Source organism: Aeromonas sp. S2(2024) (assembly GCF_041402505.1).
GTDB classification, from domain to species: Bacteria; Pseudomonadota; Gammaproteobacteria; order Enterobacterales; family Aeromonadaceae; genus Aeromonas; species Aeromonas media.
In genome coordinates this window covers 166,327-192,276 of sequence record NZ_JBGLRL010000007.1, presented here as the reverse complement: position 1 = coordinate 192,276, position 25,950 = coordinate 166,327, and the positions used below count along the sequence as shown (strand labels likewise).

Annotated in this window: 29 protein-coding genes and 1 pseudogene; 16 read left to right on the top strand and 14 right to left on the bottom strand. The window is 58.7% G+C overall.

All coding sequences use genetic code 11. The features are described 5' to 3' along the window. Positions 1-147 precede the first annotated feature (147 nt). From nudF to parC, 8 genes are all read left to right on the top strand, one after another. A complete protein-coding gene (gene nudF / locus ACB039_RS10050) occupies positions 148-789 on the top strand; it encodes an ADP-ribose diphosphatase (protein WP_025325572.1) in 642 nt (213 codons plus the stop codon). A gap of 72 nt (positions 790-861) precedes the next feature. Continuing rightward, positions 862-1,287 carry a DUF1249 domain-containing protein gene (locus ACB039_RS10045; protein WP_005327139.1) on the top strand — a complete coding sequence of 142 codons (426 nt, stop codon included), beginning with the start codon at positions 862-864 and terminating at the stop codon, positions 1,285-1,287. Between the two features lie 28 nt (positions 1,288-1,315). Next, on the top strand, positions 1,316-2,134 hold the full coding sequence (cpdA, locus tag ACB039_RS10040) for a 3',5'-cyclic-AMP phosphodiesterase (protein ID WP_371165576.1): 819 nt from the start codon (positions 1,316-1,318) through the stop codon (positions 2,132-2,134). A 13-nt stretch (positions 2,135-2,147) separates the two neighbouring features. After that, positions 2,148-2,735 (top strand): YqiA/YcfP family alpha/beta fold hydrolase, encoded by a 588-nt coding sequence (locus ACB039_RS10035; RefSeq protein ID WP_171272750.1) that lies wholly within the window; start codon positions 2,148-2,150, stop codon positions 2,733-2,735. Between the two features lie 2 nt (positions 2,736-2,737). Beyond that, positions 2,738-3,361, top strand: a complete 624-nt coding sequence (locus tag ACB039_RS10030; protein WP_371165575.1) for an NUDIX hydrolase — start codon at positions 2,738-2,740, stop codon at positions 3,359-3,361. A 38-nt stretch (positions 3,362-3,399) separates the two neighbouring features. After that, positions 3,400-3,795, top strand: a complete 396-nt coding sequence (locus ACB039_RS10025) for a GFA family protein (RefSeq protein ID WP_226171201.1) — start codon at positions 3,400-3,402, stop codon at positions 3,793-3,795. Between the two features lie 138 nt (positions 3,796-3,933). Next, the gene (gene parE / locus ACB039_RS10020) at positions 3,934-5,823 is read left to right on the top strand and encodes a DNA topoisomerase IV subunit B (RefSeq protein ID WP_371165574.1); all 1,890 of its coding nucleotides are present in this window, start codon (positions 3,934-3,936) and stop codon (positions 5,821-5,823) included. A 158-nt stretch (positions 5,824-5,981) separates the two neighbouring features. Beyond that, positions 5,982-8,273 (top strand): DNA topoisomerase IV subunit A, encoded by a 2,292-nt coding sequence (gene parC, locus ACB039_RS10015; protein ID WP_371165573.1) that lies wholly within the window; start codon positions 5,982-5,984, stop codon positions 8,271-8,273. A 65-nt stretch (positions 8,274-8,338) separates the two neighbouring features. Here the strand turns inward: parC and ACB039_RS10010 are convergent, their stop codons facing one another. Then, positions 8,339-10,858 carry an NERD domain-containing protein gene (locus tag ACB039_RS10010; protein ID WP_371165572.1) on the bottom strand — a complete coding sequence of 840 codons (2,520 nt, stop codon included), beginning with the start codon at positions 10,856-10,858 and terminating at the stop codon, positions 8,339-8,341. A gap of 453 nt (positions 10,859-11,311) precedes the next feature. Continuing rightward, positions 11,312-11,686, bottom strand: coding sequence for a hypothetical protein (locus tag ACB039_RS10005; RefSeq protein ID WP_371165571.1), 375 nt, complete (start codon positions 11,684-11,686; stop codon positions 11,312-11,314). Between the two features lie 289 nt (positions 11,687-11,975). On the opposite strand from ACB039_RS10005, the gene ACB039_RS10000 reads away from it, so the two are divergent. Further along, positions 11,976-12,188, top strand: a complete 213-nt coding sequence (locus ACB039_RS10000) for a hypothetical protein (RefSeq protein ID WP_371165570.1) — start codon at positions 11,976-11,978, stop codon at positions 12,186-12,188. Positions 12,189-12,296: 108 nt separating this feature from the next. On the opposite strand, the gene ACB039_RS09995 is transcribed toward ACB039_RS10000, so the two are convergent. The 3 genes from ACB039_RS09995 to ACB039_RS09985 form a co-directional block, all read right to left on the bottom strand. Beyond that, positions 12,297-12,671 (bottom strand): hypothetical protein, encoded by a 375-nt coding sequence (locus ACB039_RS09995; protein WP_371165569.1) that lies wholly within the window; start codon positions 12,669-12,671, stop codon positions 12,297-12,299. 61 nt (positions 12,672-12,732) lie between these two features. Further along, complete coding sequence (locus tag ACB039_RS09990; protein WP_005330471.1) at positions 12,733-12,984, bottom strand: hypothetical protein; 252 nt, start codon at positions 12,982-12,984, stop codon at positions 12,733-12,735. A 387-nt stretch (positions 12,985-13,371) separates the two neighbouring features. Next, positions 13,372-14,277 (bottom strand): LysR family transcriptional regulator, encoded by a 906-nt coding sequence (locus ACB039_RS09985; RefSeq protein WP_218410255.1) that lies wholly within the window; start codon positions 14,275-14,277, stop codon positions 13,372-13,374. Positions 14,278-14,393: 116 nt separating this feature from the next. On the opposite strand from ACB039_RS09985, the gene ACB039_RS09980 reads away from it, so the two are divergent. The 3 genes from ACB039_RS09980 to ACB039_RS09970 are packed head-to-tail and all read left to right on the top strand — an operon-like array spanning position 14,394 to position 16,428. Further along, positions 14,394-14,813: an ester cyclase gene (locus ACB039_RS09980; RefSeq protein ID WP_371165568.1), complete on the top strand. Its 420-nt coding sequence runs from the start codon at positions 14,394-14,396 to the stop codon at positions 14,811-14,813. A 3-nt stretch (positions 14,814-14,816) separates the two neighbouring features. Then, on the top strand, positions 14,817-15,860 hold the full coding sequence (locus ACB039_RS09975) for an SDR family oxidoreductase (protein ID WP_371165567.1): 1,044 nt from the start codon (positions 14,817-14,819) through the stop codon (positions 15,858-15,860). A 4-nt stretch (positions 15,861-15,864) separates the two neighbouring features. Then, on the top strand, positions 15,865-16,428 hold the full coding sequence (locus ACB039_RS09970; protein WP_371165566.1) for a histidine phosphatase family protein: 564 nt from the start codon (positions 15,865-15,867) through the stop codon (positions 16,426-16,428). Positions 16,429-16,689: 261 nt separating this feature from the next. Here ACB039_RS09970 and ACB039_RS09965 read toward each other — a convergent pair whose 3' ends face one another. The 4 genes from ACB039_RS09965 to ACB039_RS09950 are packed head-to-tail and all read right to left on the bottom strand — an operon-like array spanning position 16,690 to position 19,202. After that, positions 16,690-17,592 (bottom strand): hypothetical protein, encoded by a 903-nt coding sequence (locus ACB039_RS09965; RefSeq protein ID WP_371165565.1) that lies wholly within the window; start codon positions 17,590-17,592, stop codon positions 16,690-16,692. A gap of 10 nt (positions 17,593-17,602) precedes the next feature. Beyond that, positions 17,603-18,367, bottom strand: a complete 765-nt coding sequence (locus tag ACB039_RS09960; protein ID WP_371165564.1) for a hypothetical protein — start codon at positions 18,365-18,367, stop codon at positions 17,603-17,605. Positions 18,368-18,379: 12 nt separating this feature from the next. Continuing rightward, positions 18,380-18,910, bottom strand: a complete 531-nt coding sequence (locus tag ACB039_RS09955; RefSeq protein WP_371165563.1) for a hypothetical protein — start codon at positions 18,908-18,910, stop codon at positions 18,380-18,382. 7 nt (positions 18,911-18,917) lie between these two features. After that, on the bottom strand, positions 18,918-19,202 hold the full coding sequence (locus ACB039_RS09950; protein WP_025325592.1) for a DnaJ domain-containing protein: 285 nt from the start codon (positions 19,200-19,202) through the stop codon (positions 18,918-18,920). 361 nt (positions 19,203-19,563) lie between these two features. On the opposite strand from ACB039_RS09950, the gene ACB039_RS09945 reads away from it, so the two are divergent. Then, positions 19,564-19,983: an EF-hand domain-containing protein gene (locus ACB039_RS09945; protein ID WP_042649992.1), complete on the top strand. Its 420-nt coding sequence runs from the start codon at positions 19,564-19,566 to the stop codon at positions 19,981-19,983. Positions 19,984-20,068: 85 nt separating this feature from the next. Here the strand turns inward: ACB039_RS09945 and ACB039_RS09940 are convergent, their stop codons facing one another. The 5 genes and pseudogenes from ACB039_RS09940 to ACB039_RS09920 all read right to left on the bottom strand — a co-directional run bounded on the left by ACB039_RS09940 (position 20,069) and on the right by ACB039_RS09920 (position 23,962). Further along, a complete protein-coding gene (locus ACB039_RS09940; RefSeq protein WP_371165562.1) occupies positions 20,069-20,596 on the bottom strand; it encodes a protein disulfide oxidoreductase in 528 nt (175 codons plus the stop codon). A 3-nt stretch (positions 20,597-20,599) separates the two neighbouring features. Continuing rightward, positions 20,600-20,728 (bottom strand): annotated as a pseudogene (locus ACB039_RS09935) (DsbA family protein); the annotation flags it as partial. 35 nt (positions 20,729-20,763) lie between these two features. Next, positions 20,764-21,495 (bottom strand): DsbA family protein, encoded by a 732-nt coding sequence (locus ACB039_RS09930; protein ID WP_139751116.1) that lies wholly within the window; start codon positions 21,493-21,495, stop codon positions 20,764-20,766. Next, on the bottom strand, positions 21,492-23,534 hold the full coding sequence (locus ACB039_RS09925; protein ID WP_371165561.1) for a protein-disulfide reductase DsbD family protein: 2,043 nt from the start codon (positions 23,532-23,534) through the stop codon (positions 21,492-21,494). Before ACB039_RS09925 ends, ACB039_RS09930 begins: the two co-directional genes overlap by 4 nt. 50 nt (positions 23,535-23,584) lie before the next feature. Continuing rightward, on the bottom strand, positions 23,585-23,962 hold the full coding sequence (locus ACB039_RS09920; RefSeq protein ID WP_139751114.1) for a hypothetical protein: 378 nt from the start codon (positions 23,960-23,962) through the stop codon (positions 23,585-23,587). A gap of 176 nt (positions 23,963-24,138) precedes the next feature. Here ACB039_RS09920 and ACB039_RS09915 point away from each other — a divergent pair, with 176 nt between their 5' ends. The 3 genes from ACB039_RS09915 to ACB039_RS09905 all read left to right on the top strand — a co-directional run bounded on the left by ACB039_RS09915 (position 24,139) and on the right by ACB039_RS09905 (position 25,946). Beyond that, positions 24,139-24,867, top strand: coding sequence for a 1-acylglycerol-3-phosphate O-acyltransferase (locus tag ACB039_RS09915; RefSeq protein ID WP_042649987.1), 729 nt, complete (start codon positions 24,139-24,141; stop codon positions 24,865-24,867). A gap of 207 nt (positions 24,868-25,074) precedes the next feature. Further along, positions 25,075-25,737 carry a phage shock protein PspA gene (gene pspA, locus ACB039_RS09910; RefSeq protein WP_371165560.1) on the top strand — a complete coding sequence of 221 codons (663 nt, stop codon included), beginning with the start codon at positions 25,075-25,077 and terminating at the stop codon, positions 25,735-25,737. 2 nt (positions 25,738-25,739) lie between these two features. Next, on the top strand, positions 25,740-25,946 hold the full coding sequence (locus ACB039_RS09905; protein WP_042649985.1) for a PspC domain-containing protein: 207 nt from the start codon (positions 25,740-25,742) through the stop codon (positions 25,944-25,946). Positions 25,947-25,950 lie beyond the last annotated feature (4 nt).

The window sequence follows — 25,950 nt, the reverse complement described above, 5'->3', positions numbered from 1 at the left end:
AGTTTTCTCGGCAACGCGCCTAGCCAAATGTCCTGTGGCTGCTAAAATCCATCCCTCATCGTCGGCGAGAGCGAGTGAATGAATGTTCATTCATGCCCCCGAATATTATGGTCAAACCAAGCCAAGTCAAGCTGGTAGGAGTCTCGTATGTCACAGCAAGCCTTGCCTCAAACCAGTCATTATTCCGGTGATGATGTGAAAATCATCGATAAATCATCGGGATACAACGGCTTTTTCAAAGTGAACGTCTATCGACTGCAACACAGGTTATTTGCCGGCGGCTGGAATGAGCCCATCGTTCGCGAGCTGTTCGAGCGAGGCCATGCGGCCGCGTTGCTGCCTTATGATCCCGTGCGCGACCAGATAGTGCTGGTGGAGCAGTTCCGCATCGGTGCCATCGAGACCAGCCCGACTCCCTGGTTGCTGGAACTGGTGGCCGGCATCATAGATGAAGGGGAGACCGCCGAGGCTGTGGTGCGCCGCGAGGCGGTAGAAGAGGCGGGCATCGAGGTGGGTCGCTGTGAGCATGCCATCAGCTACCTGGTGAGTCCGGGTGGCAGCACAGAGCGGATCGAGGTCTATGTGGGGGAGGTGGATGCCAGCCAGGCGGCGGGGATCCACGGTCTGGCGGAAGAGGGTGAAGACATCCGGGTCCATGTGGTGAGCCGCGAGCAGGCTTACGCCTGGCTCAAAGAGGGCCGCATCGACAATGCCGCCTCCGTCATCGCCCTGCAATGGCTGGCCCTCAATCATGGCGAGCTGCAGGCCCGCTGGCTGGCGGGGCGCTAAGGTGTTGTTCGTTCAATATTGCCTGCGGGTTGTGACTGATGGAGCTGCGATATGCCATTAGTCCAGAGCCCGATGAAGCGCTATGTGCCTGATTTGATGTCCTTGCAGCGTACCTGCGAGGTCAATTACATGGCCTTGATGAAGCTGTTGCCCCCCGGTGGTTCCGTGGGGGCGGAGCGCCGTTATCAGGTAGGCAACGGCCTGCAGTTCCAGCTCACCGTCACCGAGGAGAGCCGCTTCACCAGCCAGGTGATCCTGGCCCAGCACAATCCCGAGTTGCCGAGCTACTTGCAGGCTCGCATCGAGATTCGTTTGTACCACGACGTGCGGATGGCGGAAGTGTGTGCGGCGCAACAGATTTCAATGTTGCAACCACGTTATGATTATCCCAATAAAAAAATGCATCACAGGGATGAAAAAGAGCAGGTAAATCTATTCCTGGCCGATTGGCTAAGATTTTGTCTCAAACATGGCACCAGCCTGATCAACATCCTCTAGTCGAACCCAATAAAAAAGAAGCGTGATTTTGGAAACAGAGCTACCTCAGGCGCCGGACGGCAGTGTGCGCCTGTTACAGATTACCGATACCCATCTCTTCGCCAGTGCCGAGGGACGACTGCTGGCCGTGCGAACCGCAGAGAGCCTGGCTGCCGTGCTGGAGCAGGTGCAGGCCAACGCGCATCCGTTCGATCTGATCCTCGCCACCGGGGATCTCTCCCAGGATCACAGCCCGGAGTCTTATCAGCGGTTTGCTTCCATGATGGCGCCGCTGGCGCGCCCCATCTACTGGTTGCCCGGCAACCACGACGACGGCCCCCTGATGACGGAGTACCTCCACGCCGCCGGGATCAGCGAAGCCAAGCAACTGGTGGGGGAGCACTGGCAGGTGATCCTGCTCGATACCCAGGTGCGCGGCAAACCCCATGGTGTGCTCGGCGATCACCAGCTGGCGGCGCTGGACAGCGCCCTGCGCCAGCATCCCGAACGTCACGCCCTCATCGCCCTGCACCATCAGGCGGTGCCGGTGGGCTGTGCCTGGCTGGATCAGCACAATCTCAAGAATGCCGACGATCTCTTCGCCGTGCTGGCCCGCCACCCCCAGCAGAAAACCATTTTGTTCGGCCATGTGCATCAGGAGTTTGACGAGGTGCACCAGGGGGTGAGGTTGATCGCCAGCCCCTCCACCTGTATCCAGTTCAAGCCGCTGTCCGATGGTTTCGCCCTGGACGAGTCCGGCCCAGGCTGGCGCTACCTCACCCTGCATCCTGATGGTCGCATTGCCAGCCAGGTGTGGCGTCTGCCGGTGGGGCAGTTCGTGCCCGACCCCGATGCCACCGGGTATTGAGGAGTCCGCCACCATGACCCCGGTTCTCCTTTATCTGCATGGTTTCAATTCCTCGCCGGGCTCCGCCAAGGCGCAGCAGATGGCTGCCTGGGTCGCCGAACACAGGCCCGACATCGAGGTGCTCATCCCGGCCCAGCCCAATACGCCGGCGGCGGCCTGGGAAGCCATAGAGCGTGTCATTGCCGAGGCCAGGGCTCGCCATGATGGCCGGCTCAGGCTCGGTGCCGTGGGCAGCTCCCTCGGCGGCTTCATGGCAACGAGAGTCAGTGAGTTGTATGGCTGCCGCGCGGCCCTGATCAACCCGGCGGTGCGCCCCCATGAACTGCTCTGCGATTACCTGGGCCCCCAGGTCAATCCCTACACCGACGAACGCTATGAGTTGCTGCCAACCCACATGGACGAGCTGCGGGCGCTGGCGGTGCCGGTAACCGCCCCCGAACGGCTCTGGATCCTGCAACAGCAGGAAGATGAGGTGCTCGACTATCGCAAGGCATTGAGGGAATACGAGTTTGCCCGCCTGTCGCTGGAGTGCGGTGGCAACCACGCCTTCGTTGGCTTCGAACGCTATCCGGCTCAGATCATTCACTTCCTCGGGCTTTAGCCGTGCAACCGCCGTTGGCCACCTTTCTGGAACAGGTGCTGGCCACGGCCCAGGCCGGACTCACCTACTCCAACGATCCCTTCGATATCGCCCGCTTCGAGGCGCTGAGAGCGGCCACTGCCGCCCTCATTGTCAGCCAGAGCGAGCTGGCGCCCGAGGCCATCGCCCAGTGGATTGCCCTGGATAGTGGCTACCCCACCCCCAAGCTGGATGTGCGGGCCTTTATTCAAAACGATGACGGTCATCTCCTGTTGGTGCAGGAGCGCAGCGACGGGCTCTGGACCCTGCCGGGGGGCTGGTGCGACATCGGCGACTCGCCGGCGGGCGCCGTGGTACGCGAGGTGAGCGAAGAGACCGGCCTCGAATGCCGGGCCGTGCAACTGCTGGCCTTGTTCGACAAGCTCAAGCATCCCCATCCGCCGCAACTGCCCCATGCCCACAAGGCCTTCTTCCTGTGCGAGGTGACGGGCGGATCGCTGCTCACCGAGACTGACGAGACCCGGGGGGCGGCTTATTTCCCCATCGATGCCCTGCCCGAGCTCTCCCGTCACCGGGTTGTGGAGTCCCAGCTGCGCAGCCTGCACGACCATGTGCGGCAGGGGCGGCGCCACACCCTGTTTGACTGACACACCCGGGACGCTGAGCCCGGTGGCAAGGAGGCCATATGATCAAGCGCATCGGCAACACCCTCATCCAGGGGAAACACAGGGCCAGCTGTCATTGCGGCGCCGTGGTGCTGGAGCTCAGCCTGCCGGACGGCGTGGTGGATCCCCGCCGCTGTGACTGCTCGCTCTGTCGGCGGCGGGGGGCCATCGTCGCCTCGGTGCCGCTCTCGGGCATCCGCATCCTGCAGGGAGAGGCCGAGCTTCGCTGTTACCAGTTCAACACCCATACCGCCAGGCACTACTTCTGCGGCGTCTGCGGCATCTACACCCACCATCAGCGCCGCTCCAATCCGGCCGAGTATGGTTACAACCTCGCCTGCCTGGAGGGGGTCAATCCGTTCGCGCTCGGCGAGGTGCCAGTGCTGGACGGGGTCAATCATCCCGCCGATCGTTAAAGCAACGCCGGCCCGGCCCGGCCCTTTCCCGAAAAATGGCAGGGTACCTGTCCAGATCAAGCTTTCTGTGCTGGGAGTTTGTTCTGCCTCCGCCGAGCAGTTAAGATTCCCTCCAAACGTCAATTCGCAAGGCCCTCCATGTCCACTCAATACAATGCGGATGCCATTGAGGTCCTCAATGGCCTCGAACCGGTGCGTCGTCGCCCCGGCATGTACACAGACACCACCCGGCCCAATCACCTCGGCCAGGAGGTCATCGACAACAGCGTCGACGAGGCGCTGGCGGGCCATGCCCGCACCCTGGAGGTGACCCTGTATGAAGATCAGTCCCTCGAGGTGATCGACGACGGTCGTGGCATGCCGGTCGACATACACCCGGAGGAAGGGGTCTCCGGGGTGGAGCTGATCCTCTGCAAGCTGCACGCGGGGGGCAAGTTCTCCAACAAGAACTACCAGTTCTCCGGCGGTCTGCACGGGGTGGGCATCTCCGTGGTGAACGCCCTGTCCGATCGGGTCGAGGTGACGGTGCGCCGGGACGGCCAGGTCTATGACATCGCCTTCGAGCGTGGCGACAAGGTACAGGAGCTGACCATCACCGGCACCTGCGGGCGCCGCAACACCGGCACCCGGGTGCGCTTCTGGCCGCAGGCAAGCTACTTCGACTCGCCCCGCTTCTCGGTCTCCAAGCTGGAGCACCTGCTCAAGGCCAAGGCCGTGCTCTGCCCCGGCCTCACCATCAAGTTCCTCGACAAGAATACCGGCATCAAGCTGGAATGGTGCTACGAGGATGGCCTCAAGGATTACCTCATCGATGCGGTCAAGCAGTTCACCTGCCTGCCGGAGCAGCCCTTCGTTGGCGCCTTCAGCACGGATCAATCGGCGGTGGACTGGGCCCTGTGCTGGCTGCCGGAAGGGGGCGAATGCCTCGCCGAATCCTATGTGAACCTGATTCCTACCGCGCTCGGCGGCACTCACGTCAACGGCCTGCGCCAGGGCTTGCTGGACGCCATGCGCGAGTTCTGCGAGTTCCGCAACTTGCTGCCTCGCGGGGTCAAGCTGACCCCGGAAGACATCTGGGATCGCTGCGCCTACATCCTCTCGGTCAAGATGCAGGATCCCCAGTTCGCCGGTCAAACCAAGGAGCGGCTGTCGTCCCGCCAGAGCTCGGCCTTCGTGTCGGGGGTGGTGAAGGATGCCTTCAGCCTCTATTTGAACAGCAACACCGAGCTGGCGGAGCAGATAGCCGAGATCTGCATCAGCAGCGCCCAGCGCCGGATGCGCGCCGCCAAGACGGTGGTGCGCAAGAAGATAACCCAGGGCCCGGCCCTGCCCGGCAAGCTCACCGACTGCAACTGCGCCGACCCCATGCAAGGCGAGCTGTTCCTGGTGGAGGGTGACTCCGCAGGCGGTAGCGCCAAGCAGGCGCGGGATCGCGAGTTTCAGGCCATCATGCCGCTGCGCGGCAAGATACTGAACACCTGGGAGGTGGAGGCCGGTCAGGTGCTCGCCTCCCAGGAGGTGCACGACATCTCGGTGGCCATCGGGCTCGACCCGGACTCCGAGGATCTCTCCGGCCTGCGCTACGGCAAGGTGTGCATACTCGCGGATGCGGACTCGGACGGTCTGCACATCGCCACCCTGCTGTGCGCCCTGTTCGTGAAGCACTTCCGTACCCTGGTCAACAAGGGCCACGTCTACGTCGCCATGCCGCCGCTCTACCGGATCGACATCGGCAAGGAGGTCTTCTACGCCCTCGACGAGGATGAGAAGAACGGCGTGCTGCAACGGGTCGAGGCGGAAAAGAAGAAGGGCAAGGTGATGGTGACCCGATTCAAGGGTCTGGGCGAGATGAACCCGAAACAGCTGCGGGAAACCACCATGGATCCCAATACCCGCCGCCTGGTGCAGCTCACCATGGACGAACAGGGGGAAGATACCCTGCAACTGATGGACATGCTGCTGGCCAAGAAGCGCGCCCCGGATCGCCGTGAATGGCTAGAGGAGAAGGGCAACCTTGCCATCATCTAAGCCATCGACTGGCCCGCGCGGGTCAGCAAGTATCAGCCGGAGTCGCCCAGGGGCGGCTCCCGAACCGAAAGAGATAATCACATGAGTGATGCTATCGAGCTCAGTCTGTGGATGAAGTAGAGCGCCAACCGACTCTATAACCGAAAGAGAACAAATCTATGAGCGATCTAGAGCTCAGTCTGGACGGGGTAGAGCGCCAGCCTATGCGCGCCTTCACCGAGCAGGCTTACTTGAACTACTCCATGTACGTCATCATGGACCGGGCCCTGCCGCATATCGGCGACGGCCTCAAGCCCGTGCAGCGGCGCATCATCTACGCCATGAGCGAGCTGGGACTGTCGGCGCTGTCCAAGCACAAGAAGTCCGCCCGTACCGTGGGTGACGTGCTGGGTAAGTACCACCCTCACGGCGACAGCGCCTGTTACGAAGCCATGGTGCTGATGGCCCAGCCCTTCTCCTACCGCTACCCGCTGGTGGACGGTCAGGGCAACTGGGGGGCGCCGGACGATCCCAAGTCCTTCGCCGCCATGCGTTATACCGAGGCGCGGCTGTCGCGCTTCTCCGAGCTGCTGCTCTCCGAGCTCGGCCAGGGCACGGTGGAGTGGACGCCGAACTTCGACGGCACCATGAAGGAACCCGTGGTGCTGCCCGCCCGCCTGCCCCACATCCTGCTCAACGGGGTGACCGGTATCGCGGTGGGGATGGCGACCGATATCCCGCCTCACAACGCGCGGGAAGTGGCTTATGCCTGCGCCGAGCTGCTGGACAACCCCAATGCGGGGCTCGATGCCTTGATGGCGCACATTCAGGGGCCGGACTATCCGACCAACGCCGAGATCATCACCCCGCGAGACGACATCCGCAAAATCTACGAGACCGGCAAGGGCTCCATCAAGCAGCGGGCTGTGTGGAGCGAGGAGGATGGCGACATCGTCATCACGGCGCTGCCCCATCAGGCCTCCGGCGCCAAGATCATGGAGCAGATCGCCGCCCAGATGGTGGCGAAGAAATTGCCGATGGTCACCGACCTGCGGGATGAATCTGACCACGAGAACCCGACCCGTCTGGTGATCATTCCCCGCTCCAACCGGGTGGATGTGGAGGGGCTGATGGCCCACCTGTTCGCCACCACGGATCTGGAGAAGAACTACAGGGTCAACCTCAACATCCTGGGGTTAGACAACAGACCCCAGGTGAAGACCCTCAAGATGATCCTCTCCGAGTGGATCGTCTTTCGCCGCGAGACGGTGCGTCGCCGTCTGCAATATCGTCTCGACAAGGTGCTGGCCCGCCTGCACATCCTCGAAGGCTTGCTGGTCGCCTACCTCAACATCGACGAGGTGATCGAGATCATCCGCACCGAGGATGAGCCGGGCAAGGTGATGGTGGAGCGCTTCAACATCAGCGAGACCCAGGCCGAGGCGATCCTCGAGCTCAAACTGCGCCATCTGGCCAAGCTCGAAGAGTTCAAGCTGCGTGCCGAGCAGGAAGAGCTGGCGCAGGAGCGCGACAAGCTGGAGCTGATCCTGGGCTCCGAGCGTCGCCTCAACACCTTGCTCAAAAAAGAGCTCTTGGCGGATGCCGAGAAGTACGGCGACGATCGCCGCACCCCCCTGGTGGAGCGTGCCACCGCCGTGGCCCTGACCGAGAAGGAGCTGACCCCGAGCGAGCCGGTGACCGTCATCCTCTCCGACAAGGGCTGGGTGCGTGCCGCCAAGGGCCACGATGTGGACGTTATGGGGCTCTCCTACAAGGCGGGGGACGGTTATCTCGCCCACGCCTGCGGGCGCAGCAACCAGCAGGCGGTGTTCCTCTCCAGCCTGGGCCGTACCTATTCTCTGGAGGCGCACACCCTGCCCTCTGCCCGCAGTCAGGGGGAGCCGCTCACCGGTCGCTTCGCGCTGGGGGCGGGGGAAGAGGTGCGCCATCTGGTGATGGGCAACGAGGGGGAGCCGTATCTGATCGCGAGCGACGCCGGTTACGGCTTCGTCTGCAAATATGACGACCTGATTGGCAAGAACAAGAACGGCAAGGCGCTGCTGACGGTGCCGGAAGGTGGCCAGGTGATGGCACCCCAGAAGATTGGATCGCCAGAGACCGATCTCTGCATGGCCATCTCCAATGAGGGGCGCATGTTGCTGTTCCCGCTCAGCACCCTGCCGGTGCTCGGCAAGGGCAAGGGCAACAAGCTGATCAGCATACCGTCCGCTCGCGTGAAGGCGCGGGAGGAGTTTATGGTGATGGCCGCCATTATCCCGCAGGGGCAATATGTCACCCTGTTTGCCGGCAAGCGCAAGCTGACTCTGAAACCCTCGGATCTCGACTACTACCGCGGCGAGCGCGGCCGCCGCGGTGCCAAGCTGCCCCGCGGTTTGCAGCGGGTGGACCGAATCGAGATTGAAGCCGTCGCCGGCGCCGAACCGGCAGCCGGGGAAAATCAGGAAGGATAATTAATATAGAAGGGCGCGAAAGCGCCCTTTTATATTTAAATAAGCAATAAATATTTATAATGATATTATTCCTTCTTGGTGTTATTGCAGCTTTTAATGGTAGATATTGCATTCACAATGCTCATGATTTTATCTTCTTTTATTTCTCGAATTCCTTTGCTCACGCTGATAGATATTTCATGCTTAACCAGTCGACTAAATGCATCATTTACAAATCCTTGCCATTTTTGATAGCTAAATTGCGATATGGTTCTATTCCATGAGTGAGTGAGATTGGCTACCTCTTTAATGCTAAATGTTAGCCTTTTCTTACCAATATACTCTCTTGAGATAAATGACAACACGAAAATGAATGCAATCCTACCTTTTGGACTGGTGATTGAATTAAGCAGCGGTGCGATCTCTTGGTTACTTATGTTAATGCCTGATTTTATTAAAACACCTATTGCAAATATATATGGGGATATTGATTTTTTATATTCAAGGGTATATTTTTCTGGGTTTAACAATAGGTGTAAGATATTATATATAGAATTCTCAAAGTTATAATCTCGATAGCTAGTGATGCCTTGGCAAGTAATACAGTCAACCACTATTTCCGATGGTGAATAAGGAGTGAGAAATAGGGACTGGCGTTTACACTTATCACAATAATCTAAGGTTAAGCTGATGTGACTATACTTTTCGGAATGGTTTAATAAAAGTACACTGTTATCATCAGCAGCTTTCCAAGTAATGAATGCTGGTTGTTTTACACTAAGTAAATAACTGACTATTAAAGCTCTATATATATCGTCGCTCCCTGCTTGTAATATATAAAGTCCCCAGTCATAACACCATGACAGTTCGAATAAATCATCTGAAATTATCTCTTTATTAAGATGCTGCTGATTTATTTTGAAGGTTACAAGCGATTTTTTTGCCTCGCTGTAAATCATGTCTTTATCTGATTGGAGTTTTATTTTCCCTAAAGAATCAAACTTGCCATTTTTTAGAGAGAGAGCATCTAGTATTACTAAGCATCTACTGGTTGCTCTAGAATAAGAACAGAAAAAATCGACGTCTGTCATTTCTTCTGATGCATATATTATGACAATAGGTTTTTCTAATCCCCTATATTTTCCTATTGATTCCACTTCAACGCCTTGTGGTACAATGCCATTAGGTACAGATACATATGACGGCTTAAGAACTACAATGTATGATTGAGGTATTCTATCAGCCAGTAATTGTAGAATAGTGTTTTTTAGAGTCTGTATTGGTTCATGTGATATTATTTCTAATAATGTGTCATCTTCTGCTGGCCTAGGATTTATCACGGAATAATTTGGTTTATTGAATAATTTAATTCTTTCACAAACTTTCTTAGGCATTCTCAAGCTGTTTGTTAGATAGTAGGCTTGAGTTTTTAAGTAAGTTTCTAACTGCAAGACAGTTACGGGTGACTCGTATTGAAATGCTTGAGCAGCATCACACATTACAATTATTTTTCGGTTTTCAAATTCAGAGACAAGTACATCCCAAGCATGTTTTTTAATTACCTGGCCTTCATCGACAATTAATGCATCATATTTTTTTAATAAGCCTTCATTACATGCAATCCTTAAGCTGTCATAAGCGCCATTATTAAACCACTCTTGATCTATAATAGGGTTTTCACCTGTTTTCCTAGACATCTCTTGGCAGAGCATATGTATGTTATAAGTTTCGCAACTTTTATATGATGAAAGCTCAGATAATATTTTATGTGATAGGAGTTTGTTGAATGTTATAACTAAAACCTTCTTGCCACTAGTGGAAAGTTCTCTTGCAATTTGAATTGCAACTATTGTTTTTCCAGAGCCTGGCCAACCACTAACAATAACGCTGGAATTATCTTCTCTTAGGCATAGCTCCATGCATTCAATTTGCTCTTCTGTTAATTTTAACCATAGTTTTGTGTCGTTGTTGATTCTTGAGTACCAGCATGGTGAATAATCTTTGTCTGGTACTATCATAGAGATAATAGTTTCTATTGTGTGGTTGGTCATATCAAGTGAAGATAATGTTTTTTTAAAAAATAGCATTATCTCCTCTATTCTTTTTGATAAATTATGCAGGTCTTTAATGTCTAATAAAAGATTAATCGGCATTCCATTATCATAATCAACCATTGCTGGAGGTAGCTCATTGATAGATGCTTTTGATTCAGGAAAGAAATATGCATGACCAATGCGAACAGATATTCCTTTTTCTTTAATCCAGTTTTGAATTGCGAATACACCTCTTTTTAATTGGAATACGGGGTCAAATAAGGTGTGGTTACTAGATTGGCTAAAGTAGAAACCTTGTGTGCCATGTGCGATTCTACCTCCCTTGGCCTCGATGGCTAAAATTCCATTTCGTGGGTGTAAAATAAGAAAATCAATTTCTCCAATTGGACTTTTGTTTCCATGGAATTCTTGAACAAAGGAAGACAACCACGGAATGCTATGCAATACATAGTAACTATCATCTAGTTGATTTTTTAATTGCTCATAGATGAGGGGTTCGGCAGAATAACTATCGTTACTTTTCGGCCCGAAGTTTGGAAACATTATTGCCATGCAATCCCCCTAAAATAAATTTGGTGTTTTTAATTGATTTCATTTTTTGAGATAGTTTATCAGGCTATAGGTATTGATTACCGTGATCTGAACCTACTTCCATATAGCCATATGATGCCGCTGATTATTTATACATGCAATGTGATGAGGGTCGTAGGTTTGATTACCAAAGCGTAATCAGGCATTCGCGAGAGCCGGTTGGTGCAATATGGCTGGTAGTTATTTCTTTTGCTATCCCTCATCCCCAGCCCTTCTCCCGCAAGGGGAAAAGGGAACGCTGCTCGTAGCTAAATCGGATGGCGGTGACATAAGGGGCTGGTGATGCGTGGCTTAGAAGAAGGTAGCTAGAGCACTAGGCTGGCTCGATACAGCCCCCTTTCCCCTTGGGAGAGGGTCAGGGTGAGGGGAGGTGCCATTGGGTACAACAAGCCAGGGGAATGGCACCGCCGCCAATCAGTTGTCGAAGTTCCACACAATGGGCAGCTCAAGATCGAATATCAGCTGATCCCCGTCGAGACGAAAGGCCACGCTGGTCTGGTGCTGGTCATATTCGTCGATAAGCCGGCAGCTCTCGGCGAAGTTGGATTCGTAACTGAGGCGTGCACTGCCTCCGGTGCGAGCATCGTCGAGTTCCACCTTCACTACCCGCAGTGGGTCCTTCTGGCTGAGCTTGACCCGGCTGTCCCCCACGTCCACCAGCCGCTCCAGCAGGGGGAAGAAGTCGGGCTTGTGGGCCTCTATAGCCCGGGCGATGGCCTGTTCCAGCTCGGCGTGGCTGGCAAGGGGGCCATTCAGGGTGTAGCGGGTCTGTATCCTTTCTTGGGTCATGGTCTGCTCCTCTCGGGTGTTGCCTGTGGCGGGATGTTTCGGCCTTGCTGGCTCCTGTTCACGCCCGGCAGCGACTCGGGCCCTCAGGCGGGAAATACGGCCATTGTGCACCAGTGATTAGCGAAGCGTAATCAGAGGTTCGCGAAAACCGGCTGCTGCGGCCCTGCTGGTAACCCCTCTTGCCTCCCTTTGCCAATTGTCATGGATCAAGGGTGTGGTTGGTGATGTCCCGCAAGTTGCCTCTGCTCGCTAAGCTTGAAAGGAACAGCACAGTGCCAGGAGGCCAAACATGGAAACGGAGAAAGCCATCGGACTGATCGAGGCTCACGGAGCCTTTCACGGGGATCACTACAGCTTCAACAGCGACGAGTTCGTGCAGTGGTGCCAGGAAGATGCCCACCAGACCCTCAGTCTGGAGCAGGCCAATCACGAGCTGGCGCCCTTCTGCATCCGGGTCGGTTACGCCGAGCCGGTCCGGTCGTGGCGCTACTATCTCACCTGACGCGGGCGGAGGGGCGAAGCCGCCTCGCCAGCCATCTGCGGGGAGCATCGAAAAAGGAGCCGGTAAGGCTCCTTTCTTGTGATGATGCCAGGCGAGATCGCGAACCCCTCAGTTATTGAAATTCCAGGCGATGGGCAGCTCGATATCGAAGAGAAGCGCATCCTCTTCGAGGCGAAAGGGCAGGTCGATCTGGTGCTGCTCATATCTGTCGACGATAAGGCAGCCCTCGAAGAAGTTGGATTCGTAGCCGAGGCGGGCCAGCCCCCGGGCGCCATCCTGATCGAGTGAGATGCCCAGCACCCGGGGCGGGTGCTCCTGGCTGAGGTGGACGCCGGGATTGCCCTCATCCACCAGCCGCTCCAGCAGGGGGAAGAAGTCTGACCTGTGGGCTTCGATTGCCCGGGTGATGGCCTGCTCCAGCTCGGCCTGGCTGGCGAAGGGGCCACCGAGTCGGTATTGGGTCTGGATCCTTTCCTGAGTCATGGTCTGCTCCTTGGCCCCTTCGTCGGAGGGCCGTCTATGGGTGATCAAGGTGTATGCGAAATCAGGCGGGGATGCGGCCGTTGCGCACCAGGGCCCGGCGGATGTTCTTGCACATCTTGCCGAAGCGCTGGATCTCGTCGAAGCTGGGCGGGATGCCGCGATCGATCTGGTATTGCCAGTAGGAGAGGTCGGTGTCCACCAGCTCCATCAGCTTCTTGGGGCAGCCGATGCAGGTGTTGTCTGGTCCACATTTGAAGGTATCCGGCTGATAGAGCGGGAATTCTTGCTTCACGGCGTCGATGATCTGCTGCATCGCGGTGATCCTGTCCGGCTTTCTGCTCATGGCTCTTCCCCTGCGGTCGTATAGGGGAGTCATTATATCCCTGACAAAATGTGGGCCAATGACGCTTAGGAGGTAGTCCGGCTGCGCCTACTGCCCGGCAGATGGCGCAACGCCCGGCAAGCCGGGCGTTGTGGGACGATGGTGTGGGCGGTGAAAATGCGCCCTAGAAGTCGTGGTAGAGCGGCCAGCCGGGCAATGTGTTCGAGTACGGCGGGAGCCAGGAGTTAGTCATCAGCATTGATAATGGTCATAGGCTTCGCGCGTGTTGATTTTGTTTGGCGATAAACGAGATCACAAACGAAGTGTTTTTATATCTATTTCAATTGGTTGAGTCTGAAGCTCCTGTATATGACGCACTCATTTCGGCGCGACTCCCAAGAGGTGATCGTCGACACTCTTCATGGACAGGGCTTCAATGAGAACCTTCTCCAGGATGACAAAAAAACATTTGATGTGAGCCTGTTTCAATACCTGTGGCCGAGTCACCAGATAGACCTCCATATCTGGAAGCTGGAGTTCCGGGAACAATTCGATCAGATCCTTCGCCAGAATACGGGGCAGCACCGCCACCCCCATACCTCGCCTCACCGATTCGAGTTGAACCGAAAACGAGTTCACGCTGATCGGCGTGTGGTCCAGACCTGCGGCCTTTGCCGCACGCATTTGAGGCAACATGTCCAGCGGAGGAAGCAGGCCAATATTGACCGCAGTGGCTGGAGTCAGCCCCGGAAACCGCTTCAGATAAGCCGCATCGGCGAAGACACCGTAAGCGAGCCTGTCTATGAAGCGATAAATAAGCGAAGGTTCGCCCAGGTGGGTCGTGCGTACAGCAATGTCTGCGGCACCGCGGACGATCTTGTGAAAATCGGCTGTGACCAGCAACTCCACCGAGCATCGCGGATGCAGAGTGGTGAAACGACTCGCGGCCTCCAGCACGCAAGACGAGAACCCCTCTCCTGCGCTGACCACGATATTGCCAGATAGCTCTGTGTGCGGATCAGATATGCCCGTAACGGTTTGACGTCTCAAGCCTGCTTCTGCAGCCAGGGCAACGTCCACGAGGGATTGGCCTCGTGGGGTCAATCTGCATCCTTCAACTCCCCGCTCGACGAGTGGCTCGCCCAGTGCGCCTTCAAGCTGAGTCAGCCGTCGCGCCACAGTAGAGGCTGCGATCCCCAGCAATTGGCCAGCCTGAAGAAAGCTGCCACGTCGCGAGACTGCCAACAACAGGCGAAGATCGTCCCAGTTTGCTTGCAAAGCCATGCTCCATATCTTGCCTGATCTGCAAATTTGCAAAGCCATTATGCAGTAGTCGCTGTTTTTAGATAGCGGCGTCAACGGTATATCTACACTCCCTCGAAAAGAATGGAATGGACTGTATGACAACTGGTTCCAATGGCTATGCGGCACGTGCCGCCAGCGCCTTTAATTGCCGAGACCTGGAGGCGATGCTTGCACTGGTTTCCGAAGACGTTAGCTACTTCGATGGCATAGGGATACAAACAGGTCGTGAGGCCATGCACAAGCGAGAGCTTGCGCTACTCGAAGCATTCCCCGATGCCAAAGTGATCTTGAGCCCATTTGTTGTCACTGACGATCGTTTGGCACTGATCGTCTTCCTGACCGGCACCTTCACGGCACCATTAGTGCTGTCGGACCGGGTGATTCCACCTCATGGGCGCCACATTACCTTGTATTACGCCGCACACCTCACCTTCAGAGACGGCTTGGTCATACGTGAAGAAGTTTTCTTCGACCGTGTGGTATTGATGCCGTTAGCCGATCAGAGTGAGGGGTGATGCATGCATAACACATTTGTCACTGGCGCGACCGGCTTGCTGGGCAACAACCTGGTGTGTGAACTGGTCGCTCGTGGTCACGCAGTCAAAGCCCTGGTTCGTTCAAGAGCCAAAGGTGAACAACAGTTCAAGGATCTGCCGGGTGTGGAACTGGTGGTGGGCGACATGGCTGATGTCGATGCGTTCGCTGCGTCGCTACAAGGCTGTGATACGGTGTTCCACACTGCAGCGTACTTTCGCGACAGCTACAAGGGCGGCAGTCACTGGGAGGAGCTCGACAAGATTAATGTGTCCGGTACACGGAACCTGCTTGGCCAGGCCTACAGCGCTGGCATAAGACGGTTTATCCATACGTCTTCCATTGCCGTGCTCGACGGCGCACCCGGCACGTCAATTGATGAAAACTGTCTGCGGGCCGACGCTGACGCGGATGACTATTACCGCAGCAAGATCCTCGCCGACCGTGTCGTCCTGTCGTTCCTGGAAACCCATCCCGAGATGCATGCCTGCATGGTCCTGCCTGGCTGGATGTGGGGTCCTGCCGACATTGGCCCGACCTCCTCGGGACAGTTGGTCAACGATGTCGTACGCGGCAAATTGCCCGGACTTATCCCCGGTAGCTTCTCCGTTGTCGATGCCCGCGATGTGGCATTGGCGCTGATCGCTGCAGCCAGGTATGGGCGCCGGGGTGAGCGCTATCTCGCGGCGGGCCGGCATATGACAATGCGTGAGCTGATACCTGTTCTTGGGCGTATCGCTGGCGTCAAGACACCCGTTCGACAACTGCCGCTGCCCTTTTTATACGCCTTGGCGGCGGTGCAGGAGGTCTACGCGCGTATTACTGGCAAGCCCATTCTGCTGAGCATGGCTACGTTGCGCCTGTTGATACGAGAAAAGGACCGCACCTGTTTCAATCACGGCAAGAGTGAGCGAGAGCTTGATCTGCGTTTCCGGGCGTTGGAGCAAACCATCACCGACACAGTGGTGTGGTACCGTGATCACGGTTGGTTTGGAACACATCAGGACAAGGGCGTAAACGGACAGTGAGACAGTGAGCAGAAAAATAATCCTGATGCGTCACGGCCAGCCCAAGCTGGCCGCAACCGACAAAATGTCAGCGCTCGAGATGAAAGATTGGATCGAGCAGTACGACAGCTCCGACATTACCAAGCACCCCGTCCCGGAAGCCAGCAAGCAACTCGCCGCCACCGCCAAGGTGATAGTCTCGAGCAACCTGCCTCGTGCGCTGACCTCAGTTCAGGCGCTCGGCCTGAAACCCGCCCTCGTCGACGGGCTATTTCGTGAAGCGCCACTGCCTTATGGCCACTGGAGACTGCCACGGCTATCGCCGTTTGTCTGGGCGTTTATCCTGCGAATTTTATGGTTGTGGGGTTACTCACATGGAGTCGAATCTGTCGGCACTGCGAAGAGGCGCGCCAGCACGGCAGCTCAACGACTTCAATCCCTTGCCAGCGAAGGACCGGTGCTGCTGCTCGGTCATGGCTTTATGAATCGAATGATCGCCAGACAACTGGAGGCAGATGGATGGACTCGCCAAACAGGTAATGGCAGCCAATATTGGGGGGCGATTGTGTATCAAAATGACAGTATTTAAGAGGTGAGCGCTTCTGTTATACAGAGATCGGCGATCCCCTTCGAAACTGACTGGGCCGATACGGGTATGGTTGCAATGACCTGCGAGCGTTCCGAGAGGAGCGCTCGACGCCTCACAATTGGGTTGGTTGTACGTCAGTGCTTATATAGGGGCGTGTTCTATTGGCAGTGCTTGTTCGGCGGCGCCTACTGCCAGGCAGATAGCACAACGCCCGGCAAGCCGGGCGTTGTGGGACTATGGTGTGGGCGGTGAAAATGCGCCCTAGAAGTCGTGGTAGAGGGGCCAGCCGAGCAGAGGGTGACGGAGCCCGGCGCGCATCTCGATGTTGTCGAGCTTCTCCGGCGAGGCGTTGTCCCTTTGCAGCTGCTGATACTGGCGCACAAACCCCAGGGTGTGCAGCAGGTTGGGCACGAAGCCCGGGCTCAGCTCCTGGCGCAGGGCGGCGGCCATGTCGGCGGGCAGTTCGGCGAGCATCAGGACAAGCTGGGCGGCGAGATAGTCGGTATCGTACCAGGCCTCGTCGAGTTCAATCTCCCGCGCCAGTTTGCGCTTGAGATCCTGCTTCACCTTGAGGGGCGCGGCGCCGCTGCCTTTGCCGCAGAGGATGCGGTAGAGCAGGGCCTCGGCCAGCTTGTCCTCCATGGTGGGGTGATCGCTCTCGCTGGCGAAGAAGTGCTGGTCGATGAGCCCCATCAGGCGGACCTTGTTGTGCTCGGCCAGCGCCTTCTCGTACTCCTGCCACCCTTGCCACTCCTCGATGTCGGGGGGGCTCGAGATCTTGTCCAGCAGCCTGGCATCCACGTCACCGTAGAGGCTGTTGCCCGTCTGCCTGGGGCTGACGGAGATCAGCATGGACCAGCCCTTCTGGAACGGCTTGATGGGTCCCTCCGGCGCCTGCAGCAGGGCCAGCGCCTTGGCCGGATCCCGTTGCGACAGCTCCTGCAACCCCAGGCTCACCACGCCGATGACGTCGTGGGCGGCCTGTTCCAGCAGGTGCATCTTGTACTTGTTGTAGTACTTGTCGGCGAATTTCAGGCTCATCAGCACCGCCTTGCCCTTGATGGCGGCAAGCTGCTGGTCGCTCAGGCGTTCGTTGTCGCGGCCAAAACGCAGTACCTGGGTGAGGAAGGGGCCTTCGTTGGCCTCGCGGATGACTAGCTGCATAGGGCTCTCCTCAATCCAGGAAGCTGAACATGTCGTCCACTTCGTCGTACTCGTCGCTGACCTGATTCTTCTCCTTGGCCTGCATCACCAGCTCGTTGGCGAACTTGTTGATGATGCCATCCCAGGTTGCGTTCTCGCTGCGCAGCAGCGACTTGATCGCTTTCTCCACCTCGGGAGCCTGCTCGCGAATGAGCATCAAGAGGCTTCTCGGGTCATCCAGCGGGTAGTCGTGGGTATCTTCGCTCTGCTGGCGCTCGCTGTAGGCGAGGGACTCCTCGAGATCTTCCTCTTCGGCGTGCAGGGCGTCGCGATAGCCCTCTTCATCCTCGTAGCGATCGCCGCGATAGAACTCGATGAAGGGGATGGCGAGGTAGAAGAGCCCGGCGGGATCGTCGGCGATGCACTCCAGGATCTCGGTCTGCTTGGCCTCGCTGTCCTGGGTGCGGATCAGGTAGTTGAGGAAATCGAAGGTGTGCTGCTGCAGCTCTTCGGCATTGTTCTTGATGGCCTCTTCCCAGTAGAGCGGCTGCTGGCAGACGATGTCGCGGATCCGCTCCGGGGTCATCAGCTCGGAGATGATGGACGGGAAGGAAATGTCGTGCTGGCCGTTGATCTGGGTCAGGGTGACGATATCAATGTTTTCAATCACTTCGGCCAACTGCTCGTCGGACATGGTCTTGGCGATCAGCTCGAACTTCTCGCTCGCCTGTTTCGGTTCGACCACGGCCAGCTCTTTGATCTCGATGGCGGTAATTTCTATCAGACTATTGCTCATGCCTTGCCCCAATTAGAAACGTACTTCGTCGTACATGTCCTGATCGTCTTCCTCACCCTCGCCGCCATGATAGTCGGCGTCGGCATCTTCCCCGTCGTCATCCTCGTCGTCCCGCAGCTCAAAGTCGTCATCGGCACGGCGACCGCCGCGGGGCAGGGGATTGTCCAGCAGATAGAGCACGGCGCAGGCTTCGATCAGCTGATCTTCGCTCTGGGCCCGCACCGCCTTGACCAGCGGCAGATCGGCGTTGTTGAACGCCACCGATACCTTGAACGCGTCCCATGAGGGTTGTACGCCGTCGGCGAGCCACCTGGCCCACTCCGGTTTCGCCTTGGGCGGGAACTGCACCCGACCATAGAGGGCGAGCGGCAGGTATTCGGGCATGAACTCCAGCATGCTGATATCGGCCAGCAGCAGGGCCTTCATCTTGCCGGTGAACTGCTCGAGCGCCTTGGGCTGATCCTGATCCCGGTAGGATTCGATGTTCTCGCCCGCGTCACTCATCAGCGCTTTGATGCGCGCCTGGTCCCATTTTTTTTGCATAGCGCCCTCAGGGGTAGAATTGGTCCCACATCTCCTGCATGGCAGCAGCGGGATCGGTCACGATGACGTTGTTGAAATCCTTGATGAAAGCGGCTCTCGCCTTGGGATCGGAAAGTACCTCATAGGCCTTCTTCACCTGATGCAGCTTGATGGCTGCCTGCTCTTTCTCTTCTTCGCTCGCCCCGTGCAACTTGTCGGGGTGGTACTGGTTCGAGAGCCGTCGATAGGCTTTCTTGATGTCGTTTTCGCTGGCGTTGGACTTGACGCCCAGCACCCGAAAGTAGTTGTTCATGGCAGATCCTGCATCACTGGCATCATCAGAGTCACAATGCTGGCGCCTGATGGGGCTTGGGGGAACCAGGCACGGTAAAAACCCGTCATTTTAACGGAAACTACCGGCCACCGCCATGAATAGGACACGAGATGACGGCAGCCCGGGACGGGCACGGATCCCGCTCGTCACAGAGCGGCTTGTCAGCCCTGCAGACATGAAGGGCCCGGCATGGGGACTACACTGACAGAGGGTATCCGTGACGGGCGACAGTGTACTCATGCTGGAACCACATCGTCGGGCGTGCATGTGACAAGGATCCTGCCCTGGGGATAGGCATCAGGACCCGGCAAGGCCGGGGCCATCACAAGGAATAGACATCATGTTCAAACGTTATCTTCTGCCTCTGGTACTGCTGGGCGGTGTCGCCATCGCCGCCGATGAGAGTCTCGATGAGCCGCTGGTGATGCTCAAGGGGGATATCACCAAGGCCCAGTTCATGGAAAGAGCCGAGCAGCGCTTCGCCCGGCAAGACAGCAACGGTGATGGCACCCTGTCGGTTGCCGAGAAAGAGGCCGCCATGGCCAAGATGCAAGAGGCGATGAAGCAATCGGGCAAGGCCATGCCGGGCAAGATGGGCAACATGAGGCCGATGCAGGATACGACCAAGGCGCAGTTCATGGAACGCCATGAGACCCTCTTCACCCGTCTGGACAAGAACGGTGACGGCGTGATCGACGAGGCCGAACGGGCAAACGTCAAGGCCCGGCTCGGCCAGGGGATGATGTCCCCGGCGCAATAGGTCTGAGCCTGAAGTGAAGGGAACCACCTTCAAGATGAAAAAAGAGCCCGGTAGTCATACCGGGCTCTGCTCATTGTGATGGGGCTCAAGCCAGCCAGCTGGCCCACAGCAGCCGTAGCTGCAAGCCCCAGCGACTGCTCCAGCCCGTGGTGCTGCTCACCACCTTGCCGTCCTTGAGGATGAGGAAGCTGGGGGTGACGTTTACCTGCCAGCGGGCGGCGAGCGTCCCCTGCTCATCGTTGTGGGTCGGGAAGCTGAGCCCCTTCCTGGCCATGCCCTGTTGCAGTCTGGCGTTGTCACCGGAGCGCAGTGCCACCGTCAGCACGTTCTCACCGTCTTGCCAGAGCTGCTCCACTGCCGGGGTCGTGAAGCGGCAGACGGCGCACCAGCTGGCCCAGTAGTAGATCAGCAGCGGCCGCCCCCGGCTCATGGCCTGCAGATTGGCCCGGGTGCCATCTTGCAGGGTCAGCACTGGCAGCGGGCTGCCCTCCGGCAGCGCCGGGCTGCGCCACAGATCCAGCACGGTCGAGAGGATCAGGGCAAACAGCAGCAGCCAGAGCGCCTCCTTGCCCCAGCGTCGCCAGCGGGGTCTGGGGGTTGCCGTCTCGGTCATTCGTTACCCCAGTTTCGCCAGTTCAGTTTTCACGAGCTGTTCGAGCTGCTCGTAGGGGAGGGCGCCCGGCACCAGCTGATTGCCGATCAGGGTCGCCGGTGTGCCCTGCACGCCCAGCAAGGTGCCGATTCGCTGATTGTATGGACGCAGCTCCACGGGTAGTTTCCTCATGTCCGTTTGGCCAGCTCGGCCTTCACCAGTTGCTCCAGTTGATCATAGGGGAGGGCCCCCGGCACCAGCTGATTGCCGATCAGGGTCGCCGGTGTGCCCTGCACCCCCAAGAGGGTGCCGATACGCAGGCTATTGCGCAGCTCCTCGGTGGCCTTGCCCTCGGGTTTGAGCGCCACATTGCCGGTGGCCGCCAGCGCCTTGTTGATGTCCGCCTCGGTCAGCATGCCTTGCTTGCTCATCAGCTTGTCGTGCAGAGCGAGGAAGCGGGCCGGATCCTGCTGCCACAGGGTCAGGCTGTACTGGGCCGCCTTGGCGGAGGTCTGCCCCTTGAACGGCAGCAGCTTGATCACCAACCCCAGATCGTTCGGATAGGCCTTGAGCAGCTTGGCCACCGCGGGGTCGAACTGCTTGCAGTAGGGGCAGTTGTAGTCGGTGAAGAGCACCAGGGTCAGCTTGGGGTTCTTGGCCCCCAGGCGCGGGCTGGTGGCACTGTTGAACAGCACGTCCTGGTTGCCCTTGATGAAGTCGCCGAGCTGGGCCGCCTGATCGGCGGCGTTCTGTTTCTCCCAGGATTCAGCCGCTTCATCGAGGATCTTCGGGTTCTGGACCAGGGTCTCGCGGATGAGCTCCTTGATGCGGGCCTCCTGCTCCGGGGTGAAGGGGGCGGCGTGCAGAGCCGGGGTCAACAAGGTGCCCAGCAGGGTCAGGGCGAGCAGGGTCGGTTTCATTTGGTTTCTCCTTGAGAGTGGGCAATACCGGCTTGCGACAGGGTGGCAAGCAGGGTCGATCGGTCCAGCAGGGGGGAGAGGATCTCGCCATCCGTCAGGCCGGGCCCGTAGATCTGGTTGAAGGGAATGGCCACGCTGCCGCGCTGGCGCAGGAAGCTGGCGATGGTGTTGGAGGGGCGGCTCCAGTCCCCGCGCAGGGCCACCACATCGGGGGCGCTCAGGGCCTGTTGCACATCATCTCGCAGCAGTACGTTGAATTTGTTGGCCTTGCAGGTGATGCACCAGTCGGCGGTCACATCGACGAAGACTCGCTTGTTCTGAGCCAGTGCCAGCGCGATGGCCTGCTCCGAGAGCGGCTGCCAGTCGACCCTGTCCTGCTGGGGTTTGCCGTCCAGGGTGAAGGCGCCGCCGAGCAGCAGGGCCCCACCCAGCAGGCAACTCAGTGCCAGCCCCAAAGTCAGCGTGCGTATGCCATGGCGCCACACCACGGCCAGCAGCAGGGCGACCAGCATCAGCGCCATCAGGATCAGCATCCAGAAGGGGCCGACGTGGTTGCCGAGCAGGCTGAGCAGCCAGAGGCTGGAGCCCAGCATCATCAGGCCGAGCAGGGTGCGCAGGCGCCCCATCCAGAGGCCCGGCTTCGGTAGCCAGAGCGCCAGGCGGGGGACGGCGGCAATGAGCAGCCAGGGCAGGCTCATGCCCACACCGAGCGCGGTAAAGATGAGCCAGAGCTGACCGAGCGGCGCCCCGAGCGCAAAGGCGACCGCAGTGCCGAGGAAGGGCGCCGAGCAGGGGGTGGCCAGCAGGGTGGCAAAGCAGCCCTGCAGGAAATGACCCCCCAGCCCCTGGCCGCCGCTGGTGGCCAGGCGGGTATTGAGGTTGCTCGGCAGCCGCAGCTCGAACAGCCCCAGCAGGTTGGCGCAGAACAGCGCCGTCACCACCACCATGAAGCCGATAAACCAGACGCTCTGGAATTGTATGCCCCAGCCGACCGCTCCCTGGGTGGCGCGCAGCAGGGTGCTCATCAGCGCCAGCGCCCAGAAGGAGACCAGGATGCCGGCACTGGCCGCCAGGAATTGCAGGCGCACCGGACGGCGCTCCCGGCTCTCGAGTTGCAGCACGGATCCCAGCTTGAGGGCCAGCACCGGCAGCACGCAGGGCATCAGGTTGAGGATGAGGCCCCCCAGCAGCGCAGCTCCCAGCAACCAGAGCAGCGACTGGCCGCCGCTCGGCAGGGTCAGGGGGTCACCTATGCTGACCTCGCTCTGCCAGGCCTGCTCGCCGCTCGCCAGCACCAACCCGAGTGGCTGATGACGGATATCGGGGGCATCCCCCTGCCAGCCATCGCTGACCGGAATGCGGGCGATCAGGGTGTTGCCCTGGACGTCCAGGCTGGGCTCGCCAAATTCGGCTCCCTCCAGGCGTTGGAGGAAGACCTGGGGATCCTGCCAGCCCTGGGGGTTGTCGGCGGTCAGTTGCAACTGGTTCTGCCGGTAGCCCGCCTCGAGGGTGACCGTGCCCGGCATGGCCTGTGGCAGTGTGCTCATCGCCTTCGCATAGGCAAGGTCGAACCCGTCAGGGGCAGCGCCGTCCAGCGCCAGGGTGAAGGGGTAATCGGTCAGGATGCAGACGTTGCTGCAAGTCGAGAGGCGCAGGGTACCCGTCAGCGCCTCGCCGCCGCTGCGGGTGAGGCTGATGGGAAGGCTGACGTCCCCCTGATAGCCCTGGGTCGAGATGCCGCTGACGTCGAACCGTCTGGGCACTGGCCAGTGCCGCTGCGCCGCCGGCTCGGGCTTATCCCAGAGGATCTCGGGGGCTATGCCGCCTTCCCCCGGGTTCTGCCAATAGGTTTTCCAGCCGGATTCAAGCTGCAGGCTGAGCAGCACCCGGGGGGCTGCGGGATCCCGGGTGTCAGCTTGCAGCCGCACCTTGGCGTGATCGTTCTGGGGGCTGGTGAGCCAGCCGGTGTCGCTGGCCAACCCAAAGGATTGCCACAGCAGACCGCTCAGCAACAGGGCGGTCTTGATGATGTTTGACATGTGTTTGTCTCTTGAAAATGAAAGTCAGGGTGGAGAAAACCGCCGCAGACTCATTCCCGCCAGACGCAGAGGGTGAGGTGCAGTCGCCGTTCGGGGGGCGAGATATTGATGGGAGGGGGAAGCGCAGGGGCGCGGCGCGACAGGGGCGCCAGCAGGGCAATCACGAAGGCGATGGCAAAGAAGATCTGCTCGGCGCAGAGCAGGTTGGCGGCACTGAGCCACTTGCCGTTGAGCTGGCAACTGCTGGGCTGGGGCGTCGCGGTTTGCCCCTCGTCGGCATCGGCGCTGGGCGAGGGGAGGGGAAGAGCCTGGCAACTCAGGGCCTGGTCAAGCTGTGCCAATCTGGCCAGCGGCTGGGCCGCACAGTTGAGCACCAGAATGCAGACCAGCAGCAGGAGTCTTGTCGCCACGCGTTGTCGCAAAATCATGCTCGTCCTACCCTGTTGAATGGGGCATATCCTATCGATCAATGGTGGCGTGAGCAAGCCAGCGGGATTCGATGAGAGCACGTGCTCCATCTGGGGTGGTCGGTTCTGTCTGGCGAACGCTTGTTCGCTAAAAGGGGGACCAGTATACTGCGCCGAGTCAAATTCCGAGGTGTTCGATGCTCAAAATTGCCCGTGTGCTGCTGCTTACCCTGCTGCTCATCTTCTGGTTCGTGTTTGGTTTGTTGCTCTGTCTGGTGCGTCCGCGCCACCCCAACAACGTCTATGTTTTCGCCCGCATGTACCATGCCGTCTGCCCGCTCATCGGGCTCAAGGTCCGGGTCACCATTCCGGACGAGGTCAAGTCGGTGGGGCCTGCCGTCTATGTCTGCAATCACCAGAGCAATTTCGACATCTTCACCGTGACCGGTGCCGTACGCCCCGGCGTGGTGGCGGTGGGCAAGAAGAGTCTGCTGTGGCTGCCTTTCTTTGGCCTCATCTTCTGGCTCTCCGGCAACGTGTTGATCGACAGATCCAACCGCTCCCGCGCCATCGGCACCATAGGCCAGGTGGTGGATCGCATCAAGCACCACGGCACCTCCATCTGGATGTTCCCGGAAGGGACCCGCTCCCAGGGCCGCGGTCTGCTGCCGTTCAAGGCCGGCGCCTTCCACACCGCCGTCCAGGCCGAAGTGCCCGTGGTGCCCATCGTCTGCTCCAGCTACTTCGGTCAGGTTGACCTGAACCGCTGGGACAACGGCGAGGTGCTGCTGGAGATGCTGCCCCCTCTGTGCAGCAAGGAGCACGGCGCCGCCGGCATCCGCGATCTGTCGGATACCTGCCGGGCCAGGATGGAAGCCAAGCTGGCGGAGCTGGATGGCAAGCTGGGCCATCGCCCGGCCGCCTGAGGTTGAACCCAACTGCATGAAGGGAGCCGCTGGCTCCCTTTTTTATTGGTTAAAATCACCACGCTGTTGGCGATTTTCACCAACTCATGGCCTTGAGATGGCAATGCCAAGTCTCCATCTATCTGTAAAACAACAATAAATTATCTTGGCACGGCTCTTGTAATGCCATGGGAAGAGAGTGACATCCCATCAACAAGGAGCCAGACTATGAGCGTATTCAGCCGCCTGACCGACGTGATCAATGCCAACCTGCACAGCCTGCTCGACAAGAGTGAAGAGCCGGAGAAGATGCTGCGTCTGATGATCGAAGAGATGGAGCAGGTGCAGATCGAGATGAGAACCCAGGCCGCCCGCGTCATCGCCGAACAGAAACAGCTGGAGCGCCATCAGCAGGCGCTGCGCCACCAGATCCAGGAGTGGTCTGCCAAGGCCGAGCTCGCCATCCAGAAGGGACGTGAGGATCTGGCCCGTGCCGCCCTCACGGAGAAGCTGGCCGAGGTCAAGAAGTGCGATCAACTGGAGCAGGACAAGGCCCGGGTGGCCGAGGTGCTGGCCCAGCTCACCGCCGACAGCGAGCGGCTGGCGACCAAGCTGACCGAGGCCCGCGAGAAGCAGAAGATGCTGACCCTGCGCGAGCAGACAGTCCACAGCCGGATCCGTGCCCGCGCCCAGGTGGACAACCAGCGCATGCATGAGCTGATGGCCCGCTTCGACGGCTTTCAGGGCCGGGTAGATCAGCTGGAAGCCCAGCTGGAGGCGGCGACCCTGGGGCAGAATCCCTCCCTGGAGGCCCAGTTCCGCGAGCTGGAGTTGAACGACGAGATTGAGCGCGAGCTGGCTCGTCTGAAAAGCCGGAAGGCGGAGGCATAACCATGAGCCCCTGGCCCAAAGATCTGGCCCATCGCAAGCTGACCGGGGTCTGTGCCGGTCTGGCCAGGGGGCTTGGGATCTCGAGGGTGACGGTGCGGGTGCTGGCCTTGCTGGCGCTTATCCTGATGCCGCCCCTGGCCCTGGCTCTCTATCTGCTGGCGGTGCTGGTCATGCCGCCCCGTCGTGAATTGAAACGCTGGCTGGACTGATCCC